This is a genomic window from Actinoplanes sp. NPDC049265, assembly GCF_043197135.1.
Taxonomy (GTDB): Bacteria; Actinomycetota; Actinomycetes; order Mycobacteriales; family Micromonosporaceae; genus Actinoplanes.
In genome coordinates this window covers 13,077-28,609 of the sequence record NZ_JBICSP010000015.1, presented here as the reverse complement: position 1 = coordinate 28,609, position 15,533 = coordinate 13,077, and the positions used below count along the sequence as shown (strand labels likewise).

Below are 15,533 nucleotides of genomic sequence, written 5' to 3'. Positions count from 1 at the left end.
CAGCCCATCGTAGAAACGCGAGCCGCCACCCTCCACCGCCCGGCAGCTTGCTGCCTCCCTCGCGATACCCGAGGACGCGATGGGCTACCACTTCGTCTTTGGAGAGGTTCATGGATGTCACCGGGCTTGTTCGGGTCACCGTCGCCGCACCGACCCGCCGGGTCGACCTGGCCCTGCCCGACCGGGCGCCGGTCGCCGAGATGCTGCCCGGCCTGCTGCGCCGGGCCGCGCTCCCGGCCGACGACCCGGACACGGGCTGGGTGCTGCGGCGACCCGACGGCACCCTGGTCGACCCGGCCGCCACGCTGGCCGCGCAGCACGTTCGCGACGGCGAGGTGCTGCACCTGGTGCCGGGCACACTGGTCTGGCCCGAAATGGAGTACGACGACCTGGTCGACGCGATCGCCGGCGCGGCGCGCGAAGGCCGGCGCTGGGGGCCACGGCACACCCGGATCGCCGGCCTGGCCGCCGCCGTCCCCGCGGTCGCGCTCGTCCTGGCCGTGACCGCGCAGGCCGGCGCCGGGCCGGTGGCGCTGCTGGCCGCGGTGGCCCTGCTGGCCGGCGGGACGGTGCTGGCCCGGGCCGGCGGGGACTCCGGGGCCGGGGCGGTGCTGGCCGGGCTGGCGTTGCCCCTCGCGTTCGCGGGCGGGGAGCTGACGGTCGGCGGGCCGGTGCTCGGGGGATGCGCGGCGGTGCTGGTGGCCGCCACGGCCGGCGGGATCGGGGTGGCCGACCGGGTGCCGGTGTTCGTCGCGGCGGCGGCCGGTGCGCTGCTCGGCGGGGTGGCGGCCGGGCTCGTCGTGCTCGGGCCGGTCACCCCGCCGGGGGCGGCGGCGGTCGTCGCGGCGGCCGTGTTCCTGTTCTCGCCGCTGGCCGGGCCGCTGGCCGCGCGGCTCGGCCGGCTGCCCGCACCGGCCCTGCCGCGCACCGCGGCCGACCTGGTGCGCGACGACCCACAGCCGGCCCGGTCGGCGGTACGCGAGGCCGTAATCCGCAGCGACGCGCTGCTCACCGGGATGCTGTGGGGCGGGGCGCTGACCGCGTCGGTGGCGGCGATCGTGGCCGCGGCCGGGCGCGGCGTGTCCACAGTGCTGCTGCTGGCCGTGATCGCGTCCGGTCTCGGCGTACGCGCGCGCATCCATCCCACCGTGCGCCACCGCCTGCCGCTGCTGATCGCGGCCGGTACCACCGCCTCGGCCCTGGCCTGGCGCCTCCCGCACCCGCCCGCGCTCGCCGCGCCGGCCCTGCTCGTCCTGGCCGCGCTGGCCGTCGCCGCCGGCCTGACCTACAGCCGCCGCCCGCCCGGCGCCGCCCTCGGCCGGTACGCCGAGATCCTCGAGATCCTGCTGGTGCTCGCCTGCGTGCCGGTGCTGTGCGCCGTGCTCGGCCTCTACGGCCTGGTCCGCGGGCTGGCGGGCTGACATGGCCACCCGCCGCGACCTGCTGCAGGCCCACCGTTTTCTGGGCCGGCGCGTGCACTCGGCCCTGGTCGTGCACGAGACCGATCCGGAACAGCCCCCGCTGCGCCGGGCCGCCGTGGCCGCGTGGGGCAGCGTCGCGCTGGCCGTGGTGGCGCTGGTCGCGGTGGGCGCGTACGGCTTCTTCGTACCCGGCGGCAACAACGCCTGGCGCGACGGCGAGGCGGTGATCGTGGTGAAGGAGACCGGCGCCCGCTACGTGTTCGTCGACCAGCGGCTGCACCCGGTCGTCAACTACCCGTCGGCGCTGCTCGCGCTGGGCCGCAACGTGCCCATCCGCACGGTGTCGCGGGAGTCGCTGGTCGGGGTGGCGCGCGGTCCCGCGATCGGCATCCCCGACCTGCCGGACACGCTGCCCGCCGCCAACCGCCTGGCCACCGGCGGGTGGTCGCTGTGTTCGCAGCCGGCCACCGGCCCGACCGGAGCCGCCGCCGACACCTCGGTGCTGCTGGCCGGGGCCGACCCGCCCGGCGCCCGTCCGGTGGGGGAGCGGGCGCTGCTGGTCGAGGTGCCCGCGTCCGGCGACGAGTACCTGATCTGGCACGGCCTCCGGCATCAGATCCGGCACACCGATACGGTCGCGGTCGGGCTCGCGCTGCGCGCCGAGCCGGTGGCCCGGGTGGGGGCCGCGCTGGTCGACGTGCTTCCGGCCGGTGACGCGATCGCTCCTGTTCCGGTACGCGGGTCCGGGCGCCCGTCGCGGGCCGTCCCCGGCCGGACCGACCTGCGGATCGGCCAGCTGCTCGTGGTCGACACCGGTGGGGAACGGCAGCACTATCTGGCCGAGGACGACCGGCTGCGGCCGATCTCTCCGTTGCAGGCCGACGTCCAGCTCGCGGCGCCCGTGACCGTGCCGGCCTACCCGGGCGACGAGCCGGTGCTGATCCCGCTCGGGGTGTCCGCGGCGGCCGCGGCGGCGACCGGCGGGCCGGAGCCGTCACCGGGCGCGCCGCCGGCCACGCGGCCGTCCTTCGCCCCGGCCGGCGACGGCCCGGTCTGTGTCACGTACGACGACGGGTCGGCCGTGCCCCGGCTGCGCGTCGGTGGCGTCCTGCCGGCCGAGACCGTACCGACCCGAGGCCGGACCGACGACGGCCTGCCCCTGGCCGACCGGGTGTACGTGCCGCCCGGCCGCGCGGCGGTCGCCGAGGTGCTGCCCAGCGCCACCGCGCCGACCGGGACGCTGGTCCTGGTGTCCGACCAGGGCCGGGCCTATCCGCTGGCCACTCGGGACGTGCTGGCCGTGCTCGGCTACGCCGCCGTCCACCCGGTCCGGCTCCCGGCCGGCCTGGTCGCCCGCGTGCCCGTGGGCGCCGGCCTGGACCCGGCGCACGCCCGTGACCCGCTCTGACCACCCTCCAGGATTGCCCGTCCGTACCCGGGCCGGTGGTTCCGGCTGGTTCGCGGTTGTGTGGCCCGGTCAGGATGGGCCGGGTGAGCGACGCGACTATCTCGACCGACTATCTTGTGGTGGGTGCCGGTGCCGCGGGCATGGCCTTCGCCGACTCGATCGTCACCCATTCCGATGCCGACGTGGTCCTGGTCGACCGGCGGCACGGGCCCGGTGGCCATTGGATCGACGCCTACCCGTTCGTCCGGCTGCACTCGCCGTCGGCGATCTACGGGGTGAACTCGCGGCCGCTGGGCCAGGACGCGATCATCCCGGACGGGCTCAGCGCCGGGCTGTACGAGCAGGCGACCGGCGCGGAGATCTGCGACTACTACGACCGGGTGCTGAACGAGCAGCTGATCGCCTCGGGGCGGGTCCGGTTCCTGGGGATGCACGAGTACGAGGCCGACGCGTCCGGCCGCCACCGGCTGGTGTCCCGCCTGACCGGGGACACGGTGGACGTCACGGTCAACCGCAAGCTGGTGAACGCGGCGTACCTGGAGAACGACATACCCGCCACCCACACGCCGTCCTTCCAGGCCGACCCGGGCGTACGCCTGGTGCCGATCAACGCCCTGGCCCGGCTGAGCGAGCCCCCCTCGGGGTACACCGTCATCGGCGCCGGCAAGACCGGCATCGACGCGGTCCTGTGGCTGCTCGGGAACCAGGTCGACCCGGACCGAATCCGATGGATCATGCCCCGCGACCCGCTTCTCCTCGATCGGGCCGGCTTCCAGCCGCTGGACCAGGTCCCGTCCCTCATGGACGCTGTCTCCCGGGAGATCGAGGCGATCGCCCGGGCCACCTCGATGGACGATCTGGTCCGCCGGCTGGAGACGCACGGCCGGATGCTGACCTTCGACCCGGCCGTGCCGCCTACCATGTGGCACTGTGCCACGGTCAGCCGCCGGGAACTGGTGCAGTTGCGCCGGGTCCGCGACGTCGTGCGCCTCGGCCACGTGCGGCACATCGGGTCCGGTGAGGTGACGCTCGACCACGGCACGATCGACAGCGACGCCGGCCAGCTGTACGTCGACTGCAGCGCGGGCGGGCTGAACCGGGCCCCCGCGAAGCCGATCTTCGAGGCGGACCGGATCACGGTGCAGTTGGTGCGGACGTGCCAGCCCGCCTTCAGCGCGGCCCTGGTCGGCTTCGTCGAGACCGTCCGGGAGGATGACGCCGCGAAGAACCGCCTCTGCCCGGTGAACCCCTACCCCCGCACACCGCATGACTGGCTCCGGGGTACCGCGGTGACCCTGACCGCCGCCCGGGTCTGGGCCGAGAACCCGGACGTGCAAGAGTGGGTGGACAGCTCGCGCCTGAACTACCTGAAGGACGTCGCCCGGCATGCCGGCGAGCCTTCCATGGTGGAGGCGACCCGGCGCCAGAAGGAGTTCCTGAAGCCGGCCGTGAACCGAATTCCCGAATTGCTAGGCGAAATCGGGCAACCATGATCACCGGGGCTTTGTTTCCGCTGGCGACCTCCGCTATGGTTCGGCGATTTTGTAAGCCGACCCAACAAGGAGACGGGCTTTCCATGACCGCCACCACCGCCACCGGCCAGAAGTCCTGGCTCGTCGCGCTGCTGCTCAGCTTCTTCCTCGGCGTGCTCGGCGCCCACCGGTTCTACGTCGGCAAGATCGGCACCGGCGTACTCATGCTGATCACCGTGGGTGGATTCGGCCTGTGGGCACTGATCGACCTGATCACGATCCTGATCGGCAAGTTCTCGGACAAGCAGGGCCAGCCGCTCGCGCGCTGACCCGCACCGGGCACGGCCAAGGCACCCGGGACCCTCGCGGTCCCGGGTGCCGCGTCGTATCGGTCAGGCGGCCTGCCAGAGGCCGATCAGGTTGCCCTCGGTGTCGTGAACGTAGGCGCTGAAGCCCATGTCGCCGACCGGCTGGCGGCCGATCGCCACCTTGCCGCCGAGCTTCTCCACCCGGGCCACGGCGTCGTCCAGGTCGTCGACCCCGATGGTGATCAGCGGCGCCTGGATCGGGCCCTGCCGGTGCAGCATGCCGCCGTTGATGCCACCGGCCTCGCCCGGACGTCCCGACTCGTCCGTCGGCGTCGTCGTCGCCAGCACGTACTGGAACTGGGGCATCGGGTTGAGATCCCACCCGAACGCGTCCCGGTAGAACGACGTCGCCCGCTCGCCGTCGTCGAACGGCACCTCGAAATGGACCACTCTGTCCATGCTGACCTCCCGGCTTTTCCGCAGGTTAACCCGTCGGTCAGTGCTCCGGAAGGGTCTTGGCCGGGCTGGTCGCGGCGAGCCGCCGGACCAGTTCGGCGTCGAGGTTGGGAGCCCGCGGGTCCTCGCACGCCGGCAACAGTTCACGGGCCTCGCGGTACGCCGTGCGGGCCCGGTCGTCGCGGCCCGCCCGCCGCCACGCGTCACCCGACGCGCGCAGGGTCGTCGCGGCCAGGAAATCGGCGCCCAGTTCCCGATAGAGCGCCACCGACCGCCGGTAGCTGGCCTCGGCCGCCTCGTTGTCACCCAGGCCGGACTGGGCGGCGGCCAGGGTCTCCCAGGTGTCGGCGCGCCAGAACGGGCCGTGGTCGCCGGCCAGGTCGAGGGCCTCCCGGGCGTACCCGGCGGCCTCGGCGAAGCGGCCGAGTTGCACGCAGTGGTCGCTGACCAGATTGAGGACGCGGGCCCGGTGGGCGGTGCCGGCACCGGGCGGGCGCGCGTCGAGCATCCGCAGGCCGTGCGCGAGCGCGTCCTCGAACTCACCGGCGTTGCTCAGGACGTAGGCGATCCGATAATCGGTGACGGCGGTCTGCTGGTGATCGCCGATGGCCGTGAAGATGTCCAGGGCCCGGCGCAGGTGCTGCTCGGCCGCGGCGTGCCGGCCCAGGTTGGACTCGGCCAGCGCGACACCCCAGAGGCTGTGCCCCTGGGCGACCGGATCGGCCGACCGCTCGGCCGCGGCCAGGCCACGGTTCTGCGACACCTGCAGGTGATGCCAGAGGCCGTGCCGGTTCAGATAGTCGCGCAGGGCCCAGGCCAGCCGCCACAGATGCCCGTCGAAGCCACCTTCCCGCTCGGCCACGTCGAAGACGGCCAGCAGCGCCGGATGCTCGGCGTCGAACCAGGCCCGGGGGTCGGGGTCGGGAATCAGGGCACCCGGGGCGGCCGGCTCCGGCTCGGCGAGGTGAATCGACCGGAAGATCCGCTTGGCCGCCGTGGTCGTGGTGTGCACATAGTGGTCGAGCAGCCGCCGCAGCGCGGGCCGCCGCTCGTCGTCCCCCCGCCCGGCCGACGTCTCCCGGCCGAACGCGCGGACCAGGTCGTGCATCGCGTACCGGTGCGGAAGATGCTCGGTGAGCAGCGCGGCGCCGACGAGCGACCGGAGCACCGCGCGCGTCTCGGCGGCCGGCCGGGCCAGCATGCTCGCCGCCGCCTCGACCGTCAGATCCGGCCCCGGATGCGCGCACAACAGCCGGAAGGCCTCCGCCGTCCGGGCCTCGAGCCGGCCGTACGACCAGGACAGCACCGTACCGACATCGATCGCCGCCTCGGTGGTGCCGAACGCCTCCAGCGTGCCGTGGGTGGCCGACAGCTCGGCCGCGAACCGGGACAGCGGCAGATGATCCTGGCCGGCGACGCGGGCGGCCACCACCGACAGGGCCAGCGGGAGACGTCCGCTGAGCTCGACGATGTCGCGGGCGGCGGCCGGCTCCCGGCGTACCCGATCGGCACCGACCCGGGCGGCCAGCATCGCCAGCGCCTCGTCGTGGCCGGGCGGGTGCAGGGCCACCACCCGCGCCCCGGCCCGCACCGCCAGCTCCGGCAACGTTCCCCGGCTGGTCACCACCACGAGCGAATCACCCGGGCCGGGCAGCAGGTCGCGGACGTGGTCGGCGGTGACCGCGTTGTCGAGCAGCACCAGCATCCGCCGCCCGGTCGTCAGCTCACGGAACCGGGCGGCCCGGGCGTCCAGGTCGGCCGGGATCGGCGAGCCGAGCGCCCGCAGGAACCGGTCGAGGATGTCGTTCGCGGTGGCCGGTGGTTCATCGCCGTACCCCCGCAGCTCGGCGTAGAGCTGGCCGTCCGGATAGTTCGCGGCGACCCGGTGCGCCCAATGCAGCGCGGTCGTCGTCTTGCCGACCCCGCCCATCCCGGCGAACACGATCATCGGGCTCGGCCGGTCGAGCAGCGCGTCGGCCCGTTCCAGCACCTCGTCACGGCCGGTGAACAGCGCCAGCGGCGCGGGGAGTTGCCGCGGCACCGGCGCGGACGGCGGGACGTCGGGAGTGAGGCCGGGGTCGGCGCGGACGATCCGCGCGTACAGATCCCGCAGGGCCTGACCCGGGTCGACGCCGAGCTCGTCGGCGAGCAGCCGGCGGCAGTCGTGGTAGGCCGCGATCGCGTCGGCCTGCCGCCCCGACCGGTACAACGCGGTGATCAGCAGCGCGCGGAGGTGCTCGTCGAACGGCGACTCCGCGGCCAGCACCCGCAGTTCCGGCTCCAGCTCGCGATGCCGCCCCAGCTCCAGATCGAGCTCGATGCGCTCGACCTGGACGGCGAGCCGGCGCCCGGACAGGGCCAGCCGGTGGCGTTCCGCGCCCGGCCCGGGCAGATCGGCCAGCGCCGGCCCGCGCCACAACTCCAGCGCCCGTCGCAGACCCCCGGCCGCGGTCTCCTGGTCACCGGCCGCCCGGGCCTGCTGGGCCGTGGCCACCGCGTCCTCGAAGGCGACGGCGTCGACCTCGGCCCCCACGAGCGCGTACCCGTGCCCCGACGACACGATCGCCGCCTTGCCGAGCCGCTTACGCAGCCCACTCACATAGGTCTGCACGATCGCCACCGCGCTGTCCGGCGCGGCACCGCCCCACACATCGGCGACCAGCTCATCGGCGGTGACGGCCACCCCGCGGCGCAACGCCAGCGCGGCCAGCAGAGCCCGCTGCTGCGGGGGCCCCGCATCCCACTCGGCCCCGTCGACCCGCACAACGACCGGCCCGAGAACGCCAATCCACATGGGGTGAGGGTATTGAGCGGTGTCTAACCGGTCGAACCGATCCGGGTCAGCGCGGCCTCGACCAGTACCTCCGGCGCCTCCTCGGGCACCCAGTGGCTGACGCCGGGCACGCTGACGAACCGGAAGTCGCCGGTCACCCAGTCGGCGCAGTGACGCGCGGCGGTCGCGCCGATGGCCAGGTCTTTGTCGCTCCACACGAAGGTTGTCGGCACGGTCACCGCGGGCAGGGCGGCGCGGCCGCCCGCCGGCCGCGCGCGGTACCAGTTGATCGCACCGGTCAGCCGGGCCGGGTCACGCATCGCGTCGACGTACAGCCCGGCCCGGTCGCCCGCCCCGGCCAGCGCCCGGCGGAGCCAGGCGAAGTCGTCGGCCCGCGCCGCGTCCTCACCGTCCGGTGCGGCGAGCATCGCCTGATAGTCGAACTGCTTGCGCTGGGTCTCGTCGTCGCGCAGGGCCTGGGCCATCGCGTTCGGGTGCGGCACCGACACCGCGGTCAGCGTGCGGACACGATCCGGGTGCAGGGCGGTGACCAGCCAGGAGACGACGGCACCCCAGTCGTGACCGATCAGGTGCGTCTCGGGTACGCCGAGCGCGTCCAGGATCGCGACCGCGTCGCCGGCCGCCTCGAGCACGGTGTACTCGGCCGGGTCGGCCGGCCGGGCGCCGGGGGAGTAGCCGCGCTGGTCGTACGCGATGGTCCGCAGCCCCGCGGCGTGCAGCTCGGGCCGGATGAGCTCGAACTCCCGTTGATCCTGCGGAAAACCATGGAGCAGCAGCACGGGTACGCCGTCGGCGGGTCCGTCGATCGTCACGTCGAAGGTGAGCCCACGTGCCTCGATCTGCTTCATCGCCATGGCATCCCACCCTAGGGAATACGGGCGCGAACGGGGTGAACAATGTGTCGATGGCCACCTCCGAGGAACGCCTCACGGCCGTCGTGACATCGTCACGCTGGATGACGAACGTGCTCGACACCGTGGCCCGCTCCGGCCTGCCCGACGCCTGGGTGGCCGCCGGGCTGCTCCGCGACCTGGTGTGGGGCGAGCTGTTCGGTCCGGGTTTCGACCCGGCCGGGGTACGCGACGTCGACGTCGTCTACTTCGACCCCGTCCACCTCGAACGCCGGGACGACGACGAGGCCACGGCGGCGCTGACCGAGCTCTGGGACGGTCCGCCCTGGGAGGCGAAGAATCAGGCCGCCGTCCACCTCTGGTACCACGTGAAGTTCGGCGGCCACCCGCGGCCGCCGTACCGGTCGATCGCCGACGCCGTCGCCACCTTCCCCGAGTACGCGACCGCTGTGGCCGTACGCCGCACCGCCGCGCGCGCCCTCGAGATCTGCGCGCCGCACGGCCTGGACGACCTCCTGGCCGGCGTCTGGCGCCGCAACCCGGCCCGCGTCGATGTGCCGCGTTCCCGCGAGCGCCTGGCCCGCCAGTGTCCGGCCGCCCGCTTCCGCGGTGTGACAGTCATCGAACCGTGAGCTCGACCTGATCGCGGCCGATCCCCGGCCGGACGCGACTGGTTCACCGTGATCCGCGTGGGGTGAACGGGTTCGGTGGGCGCTCGGCGTGCCAGTAGTCCTCGCGGATCGGGTCGGGCTCGTCGTCCGGGCCGGACGGTCCGGTGAGGAAGCCGGGCGTGGCCGCGAGCGAGGCGGTTCGGCCGCGGAGTTCGGGGGGTACGCCGGGCACGTCCTGAACCGGGCGGGCACGGTGGGCACTCGCCTCGTCGCCGGGTTTCGCCTCGCCGTTGTGGCCGCCGCCCCGGCCGTGCCGGCCCGCGCCGTAGAACGGTGGGACGAACCGCCCGCCCGCCGCCCGGGTCGCGGCCGTCCCGGCCGGGGTCGCTCCGGTCGCCGCGGGGGCCATGCCGCTCGCGGTCGGGACGGAACCGGTAGGAGTGCGGCCGGCCCGGGGGACCGCGCCTCCGCCCATGAGGGGCCCGATCCCAATCCCACCACCCGGTGAACCGGGGATGCCGCCGCCGCTGCCGAGGGCGGGGCTCGGGGACGGGCTGAGGGGCGACAACGTGGGGGCGGCGCCGGCCAGGCTCGGCGTGAAGGACGGGTCGGGGGTCAACGGCGAAGGAACGTCGAACGGCCGGGAGGCGGCGGGTATGGGCGAAGCTCCGAGCCCGGTCCCGGCGCCGCCACCGATGGCCGGCGAGGTCGCGGCCCTGGGCGACGCACCGCCACCGCCGCCGCCCGCCGCTTGAGCCGTACCCGCGCCCGGACCGCCTGGGGCCGTACCCGCGCCCGGACCGCCTGAAGCCGTACCCGCGCCGGCGCCGTCCGAAGCCGTACCCGCGCCCGGGCCGTCCCAGGCCGTACCCGCCGCGGCCCGGGACACCCGTTCGGCCGCCTCCGCGAACCGCTGATCGAGCTCACCCATCATCGCGTTGGCCCGCGACACGATCGCCGCGAGCGCCGCCTCCACCGCGCCCGGGTCGGCGCCCACGATCCCGAGCTGCCCCAGCGTCTGCGTGAACACGTTCCACAGCTGCCGCACACCGTCCACAGTGGTGCCGACCGCCGCCGCCAGCGCGGTGACGACCTCGGGCAGGCCGGCCGCGGCCAGCGTCTCCCGCCAGTCGCGGACGGTCGTGGCGCTGCCGTCCATCCGCTCCGAGCACCGCGCGCCGACGTCGTCCGGCCAGCACGCCGACACGGCCGCCGACGCGTGGCTCAGCTGGTCGGAGGTGTCGCCGAACCGGTCGGCCACGGTCTGCCAGGCGTCGCGGCTGCGGTCCAGCACCGGCACGTGCGCCAGCTGCGCCTCGGCCTGTCGCAGGACCTGCTGCATGGCCGTGACCAGTTCAGACAGTCCCACCGGGCACCCCCTGGGCGGCGTCGTTCTCGGCCGTGTCGTAGAAGCCGGCGCCACCGCGGACGGCCGACGCGTACGCCGGAACCCCCGCCTCGACCGTCGTGCAGAACGCGATGATCTCGTCCGCGACCCGGCCCACCGCCGCGCTGAAGGCCTGGCAGCCGGGCATCGGGTCACCGCAGACCAGGGCGGCCTGCCGGGCCGTGGTGGCGGCGGCCTTGGCGGCGGTGGCGGCGGCGGGGTCGAGCCGGTCGGCCACCTCGCGCAGCCCGCCGGTGTCGGCCACCATGAAGTCGGTCATGTCGTCATACCTCCGATGCGGGTGGATGCCAGGCGAGCTGGACCGTGCGTGGTGGCTCGCCGCGGGTGATCAGCCGGCCGCGGCCGGGTGGCAGGTGATCCGCGCGCAGCCCGCCGAGCAGCGGCCCTTCGGCGCGGTCGCCGCTGAGCAGGATGCCGGGCGTGCCGATGTCGCGGAGCCGGGTCAGGAACGGTTCGAACAGCGCCCGCCCGGCCCCGCCGCTGCGCCGGGTCACGATCAGGTGCAGGCCGACCTCACGGCCCTGGGGCAGGAACTCGAGCAGCGGCAGCAGCGGGTTGTCGGCCGTGCTGACCACCAGGTCGTAGTCGTCGACCAGGACGAACAGCTCGGGCCCGCTCCACCACGAGCGCCGGCGCAGCTGCTCGGGCGTCACGCCGGGCCCGGGCAGCCGCTGCCGGACGGCGTTGGCGGTCTCGGTGGTCAGCCGGCGGGTGCCGGTGCCGTCGGTGCCGTGGCCGAGCAGATGCGTGGCGGGCACCTCGCCGAGCAGTCCGCGCCGGTGGTCGACGAGGATGATCCGGGCCTGCTGGGGCGTGCGGCCGGCGACGATCCGGCGGGCCAGCGTGCGCAGGAAGCCGGTCTTGCCCGAGCGCCCGTCGCCGATCAGGATCAGGTGCGGCTCGGCCCCGAAGTCCACCCGGGCCGGCCCGAGGTCCTGTTCGTCCAGGCCGACCGGCAGGTCGAGGCCGTCGTCGGGCGCCGGCAGGTCGGTGTGCGGGACCAGGGCGGGGAGCAGCCGTACGCGCGGCGCCCGCTCGGCCGGCCACCGCTGGGCGACGGCCTGCACGAGGGCGGCGGTCGCGTCCCGCAGGCCCTCGTCGGCGCGTACCCCGTCGATCCTCGGCAGGGCCAGGTGCATCTGGTGCTTCGACGGTGCGACGCCGCGCCCCGGCGCGTTCTCGGGCACGCGCTGGGCCTGCGTACGGTCGATCATGGTGTCGACCGGCTCGCCCAGCCGCAGCTCGACCCGGGTGGCGAACAGGTCGCGCATGGCCGGCCGCAACTCGAACGACCGCGCGCACGACACGACCAGGTGCACGCCGTAGGCCAGACCCCGCGCCGCCAGATCGGTGAACCGGTCCTCCAGGTCCTCGAACTCCTTGCGCAGCGTCCCCCACCCGTCGACGACCAGGAACACGTCGCCGTACTCCTGCTCGGTGTGCTCGCCTCGCGCCCGCGCCGCCCGGTAGGCCGCGATCCCGTCGATGTCACGCTCGGCGAACCACCGTTCCCGGTCGTTCAGCAGCGTGGTCACCTGGGCGACGGTCCGGCGTACGGCGCTCGGGTTCTGCCGGTGCGCTACCCCGCCGACGTGCGGCAGCCCGCGCATCGCGGTGAGCCCGCCGCCGCCGACGTCGAGGCAGTAGAACTGCACGTCGCGCGGCCGGTGGGCCAGGGCGAGGGAGGCGATGAGGGTACGCAGGGCGGTGCTCTTGCCGCTGCGCGGCCCACCCATGACGAGCACGTGGCCGCCGCCGGCCGACAGGTCCACCTCGAAGGGGTCGCGCCGCTGGTCCAATGGCTTGTCGACAATCCCGATGACCGCGTGCAGGTGGTCCCGGCCGGCCGCATCGTCCAGGGTGGGCGGCTGGTCGAGCGGCGGCAGCCAGACCTGGTGCGCCGGGGTGCCCTGCCCTGCGAGCCGTTCGACGAGGATGTCGAGCAGGCTCGCCCCGGTGTCACCCTCCGCGCCCCTTTGCTCTGAGCACAAATATGCATCGCTGGTCAGAGCCTCGCGGTCGGGGTGATGCGTGTTTGTGCTCAGAGCTGCGGGGTCGGGGTGATGCGTGTTTGTGCTCAGAGCTGCGGGGTCGGGGTGATGCGTGTTTGTGCTCAGAGCTGCGCTGCCAGGGTGATGCGTATTTGTGCTCAGAGCAAAGGGCGACGGCGGCAGGTACGCGGCGGTCCAGTCGAGCAGCTCCGGCTCGGCGGCGGGCGCGACGGTTTCGGCCGCGGCGAGCGAGGACCGCGGGTGCACCCCCGACACGTAGGCCGACCGGAACCGCACCAGCGGCTCGGTCCCGTACTGGAAGAAGCCGTGCCCCGGCGCCCGCGGCAGTTCGAACGCGTCGGTCACCCCGATCACCGCCCGGCTCTCCAGCGCCGAGAACGTCCGCAGCCCGATCCGGTACGACAGGTGCCCGTCCAACCCGCGCAGCCGCCCCTCCTCGAGCCGTTGACTGGCCAGCAGCAGGTGTACGCCGAGCGACCGGCCCAGCCGTCCGATCTGGACGAACGTGTCGATGAACTCGGGCTTGTGCGACAGCAGCTCGCTGAACTCGTCGCAGACCACGAGCAGGGTCGGCACCTCGGGCAGCGGCGCACCGGCCGCGCGGGCCCGGTCGTAGTCGCGGAACGACGAGAAGTCCCCGGCCGCGTGCAGCAGTTCCTGGCGGCGCAGCAGCTCGCCGTTGAGCGCGTCGGTCATCCGGTCGACCAGCGACAACGCGTTCACCAGGTTGGTGATGACCGCGCTGGTGTGCGGCAGCGCGTCCATCCGGGCGAAGGTTGCACCGCCCTTGAAGTCGATCAGCGCGAAGTTCAGCTCGCTCGGCGGGTGGGTCAGGGCGAGCGCGAGGACCAGCGTACGCAGCAGCTCCGATTTGCCCGAGCCGGTCGCCCCGATCAGCAGACCGTGCGGGCCCATCCCGTCCTGTGCCGACTCTTTCAGATCCAGTTCGATGGGTACGCCGTCCGAACCCAGGCCGAACCGCACCCGCAGCCGGTCCCGGGGCGGCCGCGGACGCCAGCCGCGGTCCGGCCGGTGCGTCCACGGATCGCCCAGCCCGAGCAGGTCGGCCAGGCCCAGGTCGGCGGCGAGCACCGGTTCACCCTTGTCGCCGCCGGCCAGCCGCAGCGGCGCCAGCTGCCGGGCCAGCCCCTCGACGGCCGCCGTGGCCAGCCCGTCGGCCGTGCCCAGCACGGTCCGGCCGTCCACCCCGAGCACCGCCAGCTCCCCGCCCAGCGACACCTCCAGCACCAGCGTGCCGTGCTCGACCGCCCGGGGCGACGCGGTCCCCAGGTCGAGCACCACCACGCCTTCCAACCCGCCGCCGTCCTGCCCGCCGCCGACCGTCCTGGCGGTGTCCTGGACGATCACGATCAGCGGGCCGCCGGCCGGGTTGCGGCCGCCCGGGTCGAACCGGGGCCGGTTGGCCAGCATCCCCTCGAGCAACTGCTCCAGCGCGCTCCGCCCCGGCGCGACCAACCGCACCGGCCCCGCCGCGTCGGACAGTGCCGGATGGCCGGCGTGCGGCAGCCACTTCACCCAGTCCCACTCCGGGAGGCGGGCCGGTTCGGCGCAGACCGCGACGCGTACGTCGTCCGGGGCGTGCAGGGTGACCAGCTGGGCGAGCATGGCCCGGACGAGCGCGGCCGCCTGTTCCCGGTCGCCCTGGACGTGCACCCGCGCGAACCCGGTCAGCGGCAGGGCCAGCGGCAGGCCCGGGATGGCCGCGTGCGCCCAGATGAACCGCCGCAACGCCAGCGCGGACAGCGGTTCCAGCTCCTCCAAGGGCTTGGTGCTGGGCGGGACCAGGGTGATCGCCGGTGCCTGCGGGCCGCTGCCCACGCGTACCACCGCGAAGTCCTCGTCGTCGGCCCGCCGCTCCCACAGCCGGGGCCCGGCGGCGATCGCCCACAGCGTCTCGGGTCCCGGGTGCAGGAAGGCTGTGGCCGCCCGCTGGCGTTCGACGTCCCGGCGCATCCGGGCCCGGTGCTGGGCCAGCCGCCGCAGGTAGAGCCGCCGCGCCTGAGCCATCGAGGTGCTGCTCGGCCCGCCCCCGCGCAGGACCAGGACGAGCACCAGCACCAGCGCGGCGCCCCCGATCACGCCGAGGACGACCAGCCGCGCCGTGCCGCCCAGCCCACCGGTCGCGTTGAACCCGTAGAACCCCAGGATCCCGACGACCGGCAGCACGTAGAGCGCCTGAGTCCACTGCCGGTCGCCCGGCGGCGGAATCTCCGGCGGCGCCTCCAGCAGCAACTCTCCGGACGGCGGTTCCGGGGCCGGGCGGCGGGCCGGGCGGCGGACGGTGACCGTACTCATGCGGCGATCGTCGCGCCGTCGGCGCCCGCCCGACCGATCCTGGCAGGAAGGTGCCGACCCCCCTCGGTTCCCGTCGCCGCCCCCTACCTTCGGTGCGCAGGATCAAAGACAACCGAAGGGAGTGAGCGGTGGCCGGCGAATGGTTGGACGGCGTCACCGAATCAATGGATCGAGGTGCGCTCGGTGCGGCGACCGCCTCGGAGCGCCTCACCGCGCACCGCCTGGCGGTGGTCCAGGCCGCCGAGGACCTACTGGCCACCTGGCGCGGCGATCTGGCCCCCGCCAAGTTCCAGGCCGTCGTGCACGCTTTCGACGAGGGCATGACCCGCCTGGCCGGCGGCGCCGAACGCATGGGCCACGCCGTACGTTTCTCGTCCGGCCGCTATGTCGACGCCGAGGACGCCAGCGGTTCCGGTATGGCCCAGGTCCTCGGCTTCAGCGACCTGACCACCACCAACCCCGCCTCGGCGGTCTGA

12 protein-coding genes are annotated in these 15,533 nt (G+C 74.4%); 6 read left to right on the top strand and 6 right to left on the bottom strand.

Annotated features, from left to right (window positions below):
• Positions 1–110 precede the first annotated feature (110 nt).
• From eccD to ACGFIO_RS30465, 4 genes are all read left to right on the top strand, one after another.
• Positions 111–1,421, top strand: a complete 1,311-nt coding sequence (gene eccD / locus ACGFIO_RS30480; protein ID WP_392831147.1) for a type VII secretion integral membrane protein EccD — start codon at positions 111–113, stop codon at positions 1,419–1,421.
• Between the two features lies 1 nt (position 1,422).
• A complete protein-coding gene (eccB, locus tag ACGFIO_RS30475; protein ID WP_392831145.1) occupies positions 1,423–2,829 on the top strand; it encodes a type VII secretion protein EccB in 1,407 nt (468 codons plus the stop codon).
• Positions 2,830–2,912: 83 nt separating this feature from the next.
• Positions 2,913–4,322, top strand: a complete 1,410-nt coding sequence (locus ACGFIO_RS30470) for an NAD(P)-binding protein (RefSeq protein WP_392831142.1) — start codon at positions 2,913–2,915, stop codon at positions 4,320–4,322.
• A gap of 83 nt (positions 4,323–4,405) precedes the next feature.
• Positions 4,406–4,630, top strand: coding sequence for a TM2 domain-containing protein (locus ACGFIO_RS30465; RefSeq protein ID WP_392831139.1), 225 nt, complete (start codon positions 4,406–4,408; stop codon positions 4,628–4,630).
• Between the two features lie 63 nt (positions 4,631–4,693).
• Here ACGFIO_RS30465 and ACGFIO_RS30460 read toward each other — a convergent pair whose 3' ends face one another.
• From ACGFIO_RS30460 to ACGFIO_RS30450, 3 genes are read right to left on the bottom strand one after another with little or no spacing between them, the layout of a single operon-like run.
• Positions 4,694–5,068 (bottom strand): VOC family protein, encoded by a 375-nt coding sequence (locus tag ACGFIO_RS30460; protein WP_392831136.1) that lies wholly within the window; start codon positions 5,066–5,068, stop codon positions 4,694–4,696.
• Positions 5,069–5,105: 37 nt separating this feature from the next.
• A complete protein-coding gene (locus tag ACGFIO_RS30455) occupies positions 5,106–7,859 on the bottom strand; it encodes a BTAD domain-containing putative transcriptional regulator (RefSeq protein WP_392831133.1) in 2,754 nt (917 codons plus the stop codon).
• A gap of 23 nt (positions 7,860–7,882) precedes the next feature.
• Positions 7,883–8,713 (bottom strand): alpha/beta fold hydrolase, encoded by an 831-nt coding sequence (locus ACGFIO_RS30450; protein WP_392831130.1) that lies wholly within the window; start codon positions 8,711–8,713, stop codon positions 7,883–7,885.
• Positions 8,714–8,763: 50 nt separating this feature from the next.
• Here ACGFIO_RS30450 and ACGFIO_RS30445 point away from each other — a divergent pair, with 50 nt between their 5' ends.
• Positions 8,764–9,342, top strand: a complete 579-nt coding sequence (locus ACGFIO_RS30445; protein ID WP_392831127.1) for a nucleotidyltransferase family protein — start codon at positions 8,764–8,766, stop codon at positions 9,340–9,342.
• Positions 9,343–9,385: 43 nt separating this feature from the next.
• On the opposite strand, the gene ACGFIO_RS30440 is transcribed toward ACGFIO_RS30445, so the two are convergent.
• Genes ACGFIO_RS30440 through eccCa form a run of 3 tightly spaced genes read right to left on the bottom strand, consistent with a single transcriptional unit; the run spans position 9,386 to position 15,057 of the window.
• Entirely contained in the window at positions 9,386–10,690 is a 1,305-nt protein-coding gene (locus ACGFIO_RS30440) for a hypothetical protein (RefSeq protein WP_392831124.1), read from the bottom strand.
• On the bottom strand, positions 10,677–10,988 hold the full coding sequence (locus ACGFIO_RS30435) for a type VII secretion target (protein WP_392831122.1): 312 nt from the start codon (positions 10,986–10,988) through the stop codon (positions 10,677–10,679). The genes ACGFIO_RS30440 and ACGFIO_RS30435 overlap by 14 nt, the downstream gene beginning before the upstream one ends.
• A gap of 4 nt (positions 10,989–10,992) precedes the next feature.
• Positions 10,993–15,057 (bottom strand): type VII secretion protein EccCa, encoded by a 4,065-nt coding sequence (eccCa, locus tag ACGFIO_RS30430; RefSeq protein WP_392831120.1) that lies wholly within the window; start codon positions 15,055–15,057, stop codon positions 10,993–10,995.
• Between the two features lie 128 nt (positions 15,058–15,185).
• On the opposite strand from eccCa, the gene ACGFIO_RS30425 reads away from it, so the two are divergent.
• Positions 15,186–15,533, top strand: coding sequence for a WXG100 family type VII secretion target (locus ACGFIO_RS30425; RefSeq protein WP_392831118.1), 348 nt, complete (start codon positions 15,186–15,188; stop codon positions 15,531–15,533).

What these genes read in the sequence shown, in the direction of transcription:
- ACGFIO_RS30455 (WP_392831133.1), bottom strand. Translation starts at nt 7,859, where the DNA reads ATGTGGATTGGCGTTCTCGGGCCGGTCGTTGTGCGGGTCGACGGGGCC.
- eccD (WP_392831147.1), top strand. Translation starts at nt 111, where the DNA reads ATGGATGTCACCGGGCTTGTTCGGGTCACCGTCGCCGCACCGACCCGC.
- ACGFIO_RS30460 (WP_392831136.1), bottom strand. Translation starts at nt 5,068, where the DNA reads ATGGACAGAGTGGTCCATTTCGAGGTGCCGTTCGACGACGGCGAGCGG.
- eccCa (WP_392831120.1), bottom strand. Translation starts at nt 15,057, where the DNA reads ATGAGTACGGTCACCGTCCGCCGCCCGGCCCGCCGCCCGGCCCCGGAA.
- ACGFIO_RS30445 (WP_392831127.1), top strand. Translation starts at nt 8,764, where the DNA reads ATGGCCACCTCCGAGGAACGCCTCACGGCCGTCGTGACATCGTCACGC.
- ACGFIO_RS30465 (WP_392831139.1), top strand. Translation starts at nt 4,406, where the DNA reads ATGACCGCCACCACCGCCACCGGCCAGAAGTCCTGGCTCGTCGCGCTG.
- eccB (WP_392831145.1), top strand. Translation starts at nt 1,423, where the DNA reads ATGGCCACCCGCCGCGACCTGCTGCAGGCCCACCGTTTTCTGGGCCGG.
- ACGFIO_RS30450 (WP_392831130.1), bottom strand. Translation starts at nt 8,713, where the DNA reads ATGGCGATGAAGCAGATCGAGGCACGTGGGCTCACCTTCGACGTGACG.
- ACGFIO_RS30435 (WP_392831122.1), bottom strand. Translation starts at nt 10,988, where the DNA reads ATGACCGACTTCATGGTGGCCGACACCGGCGGGCTGCGCGAGGTGGCC.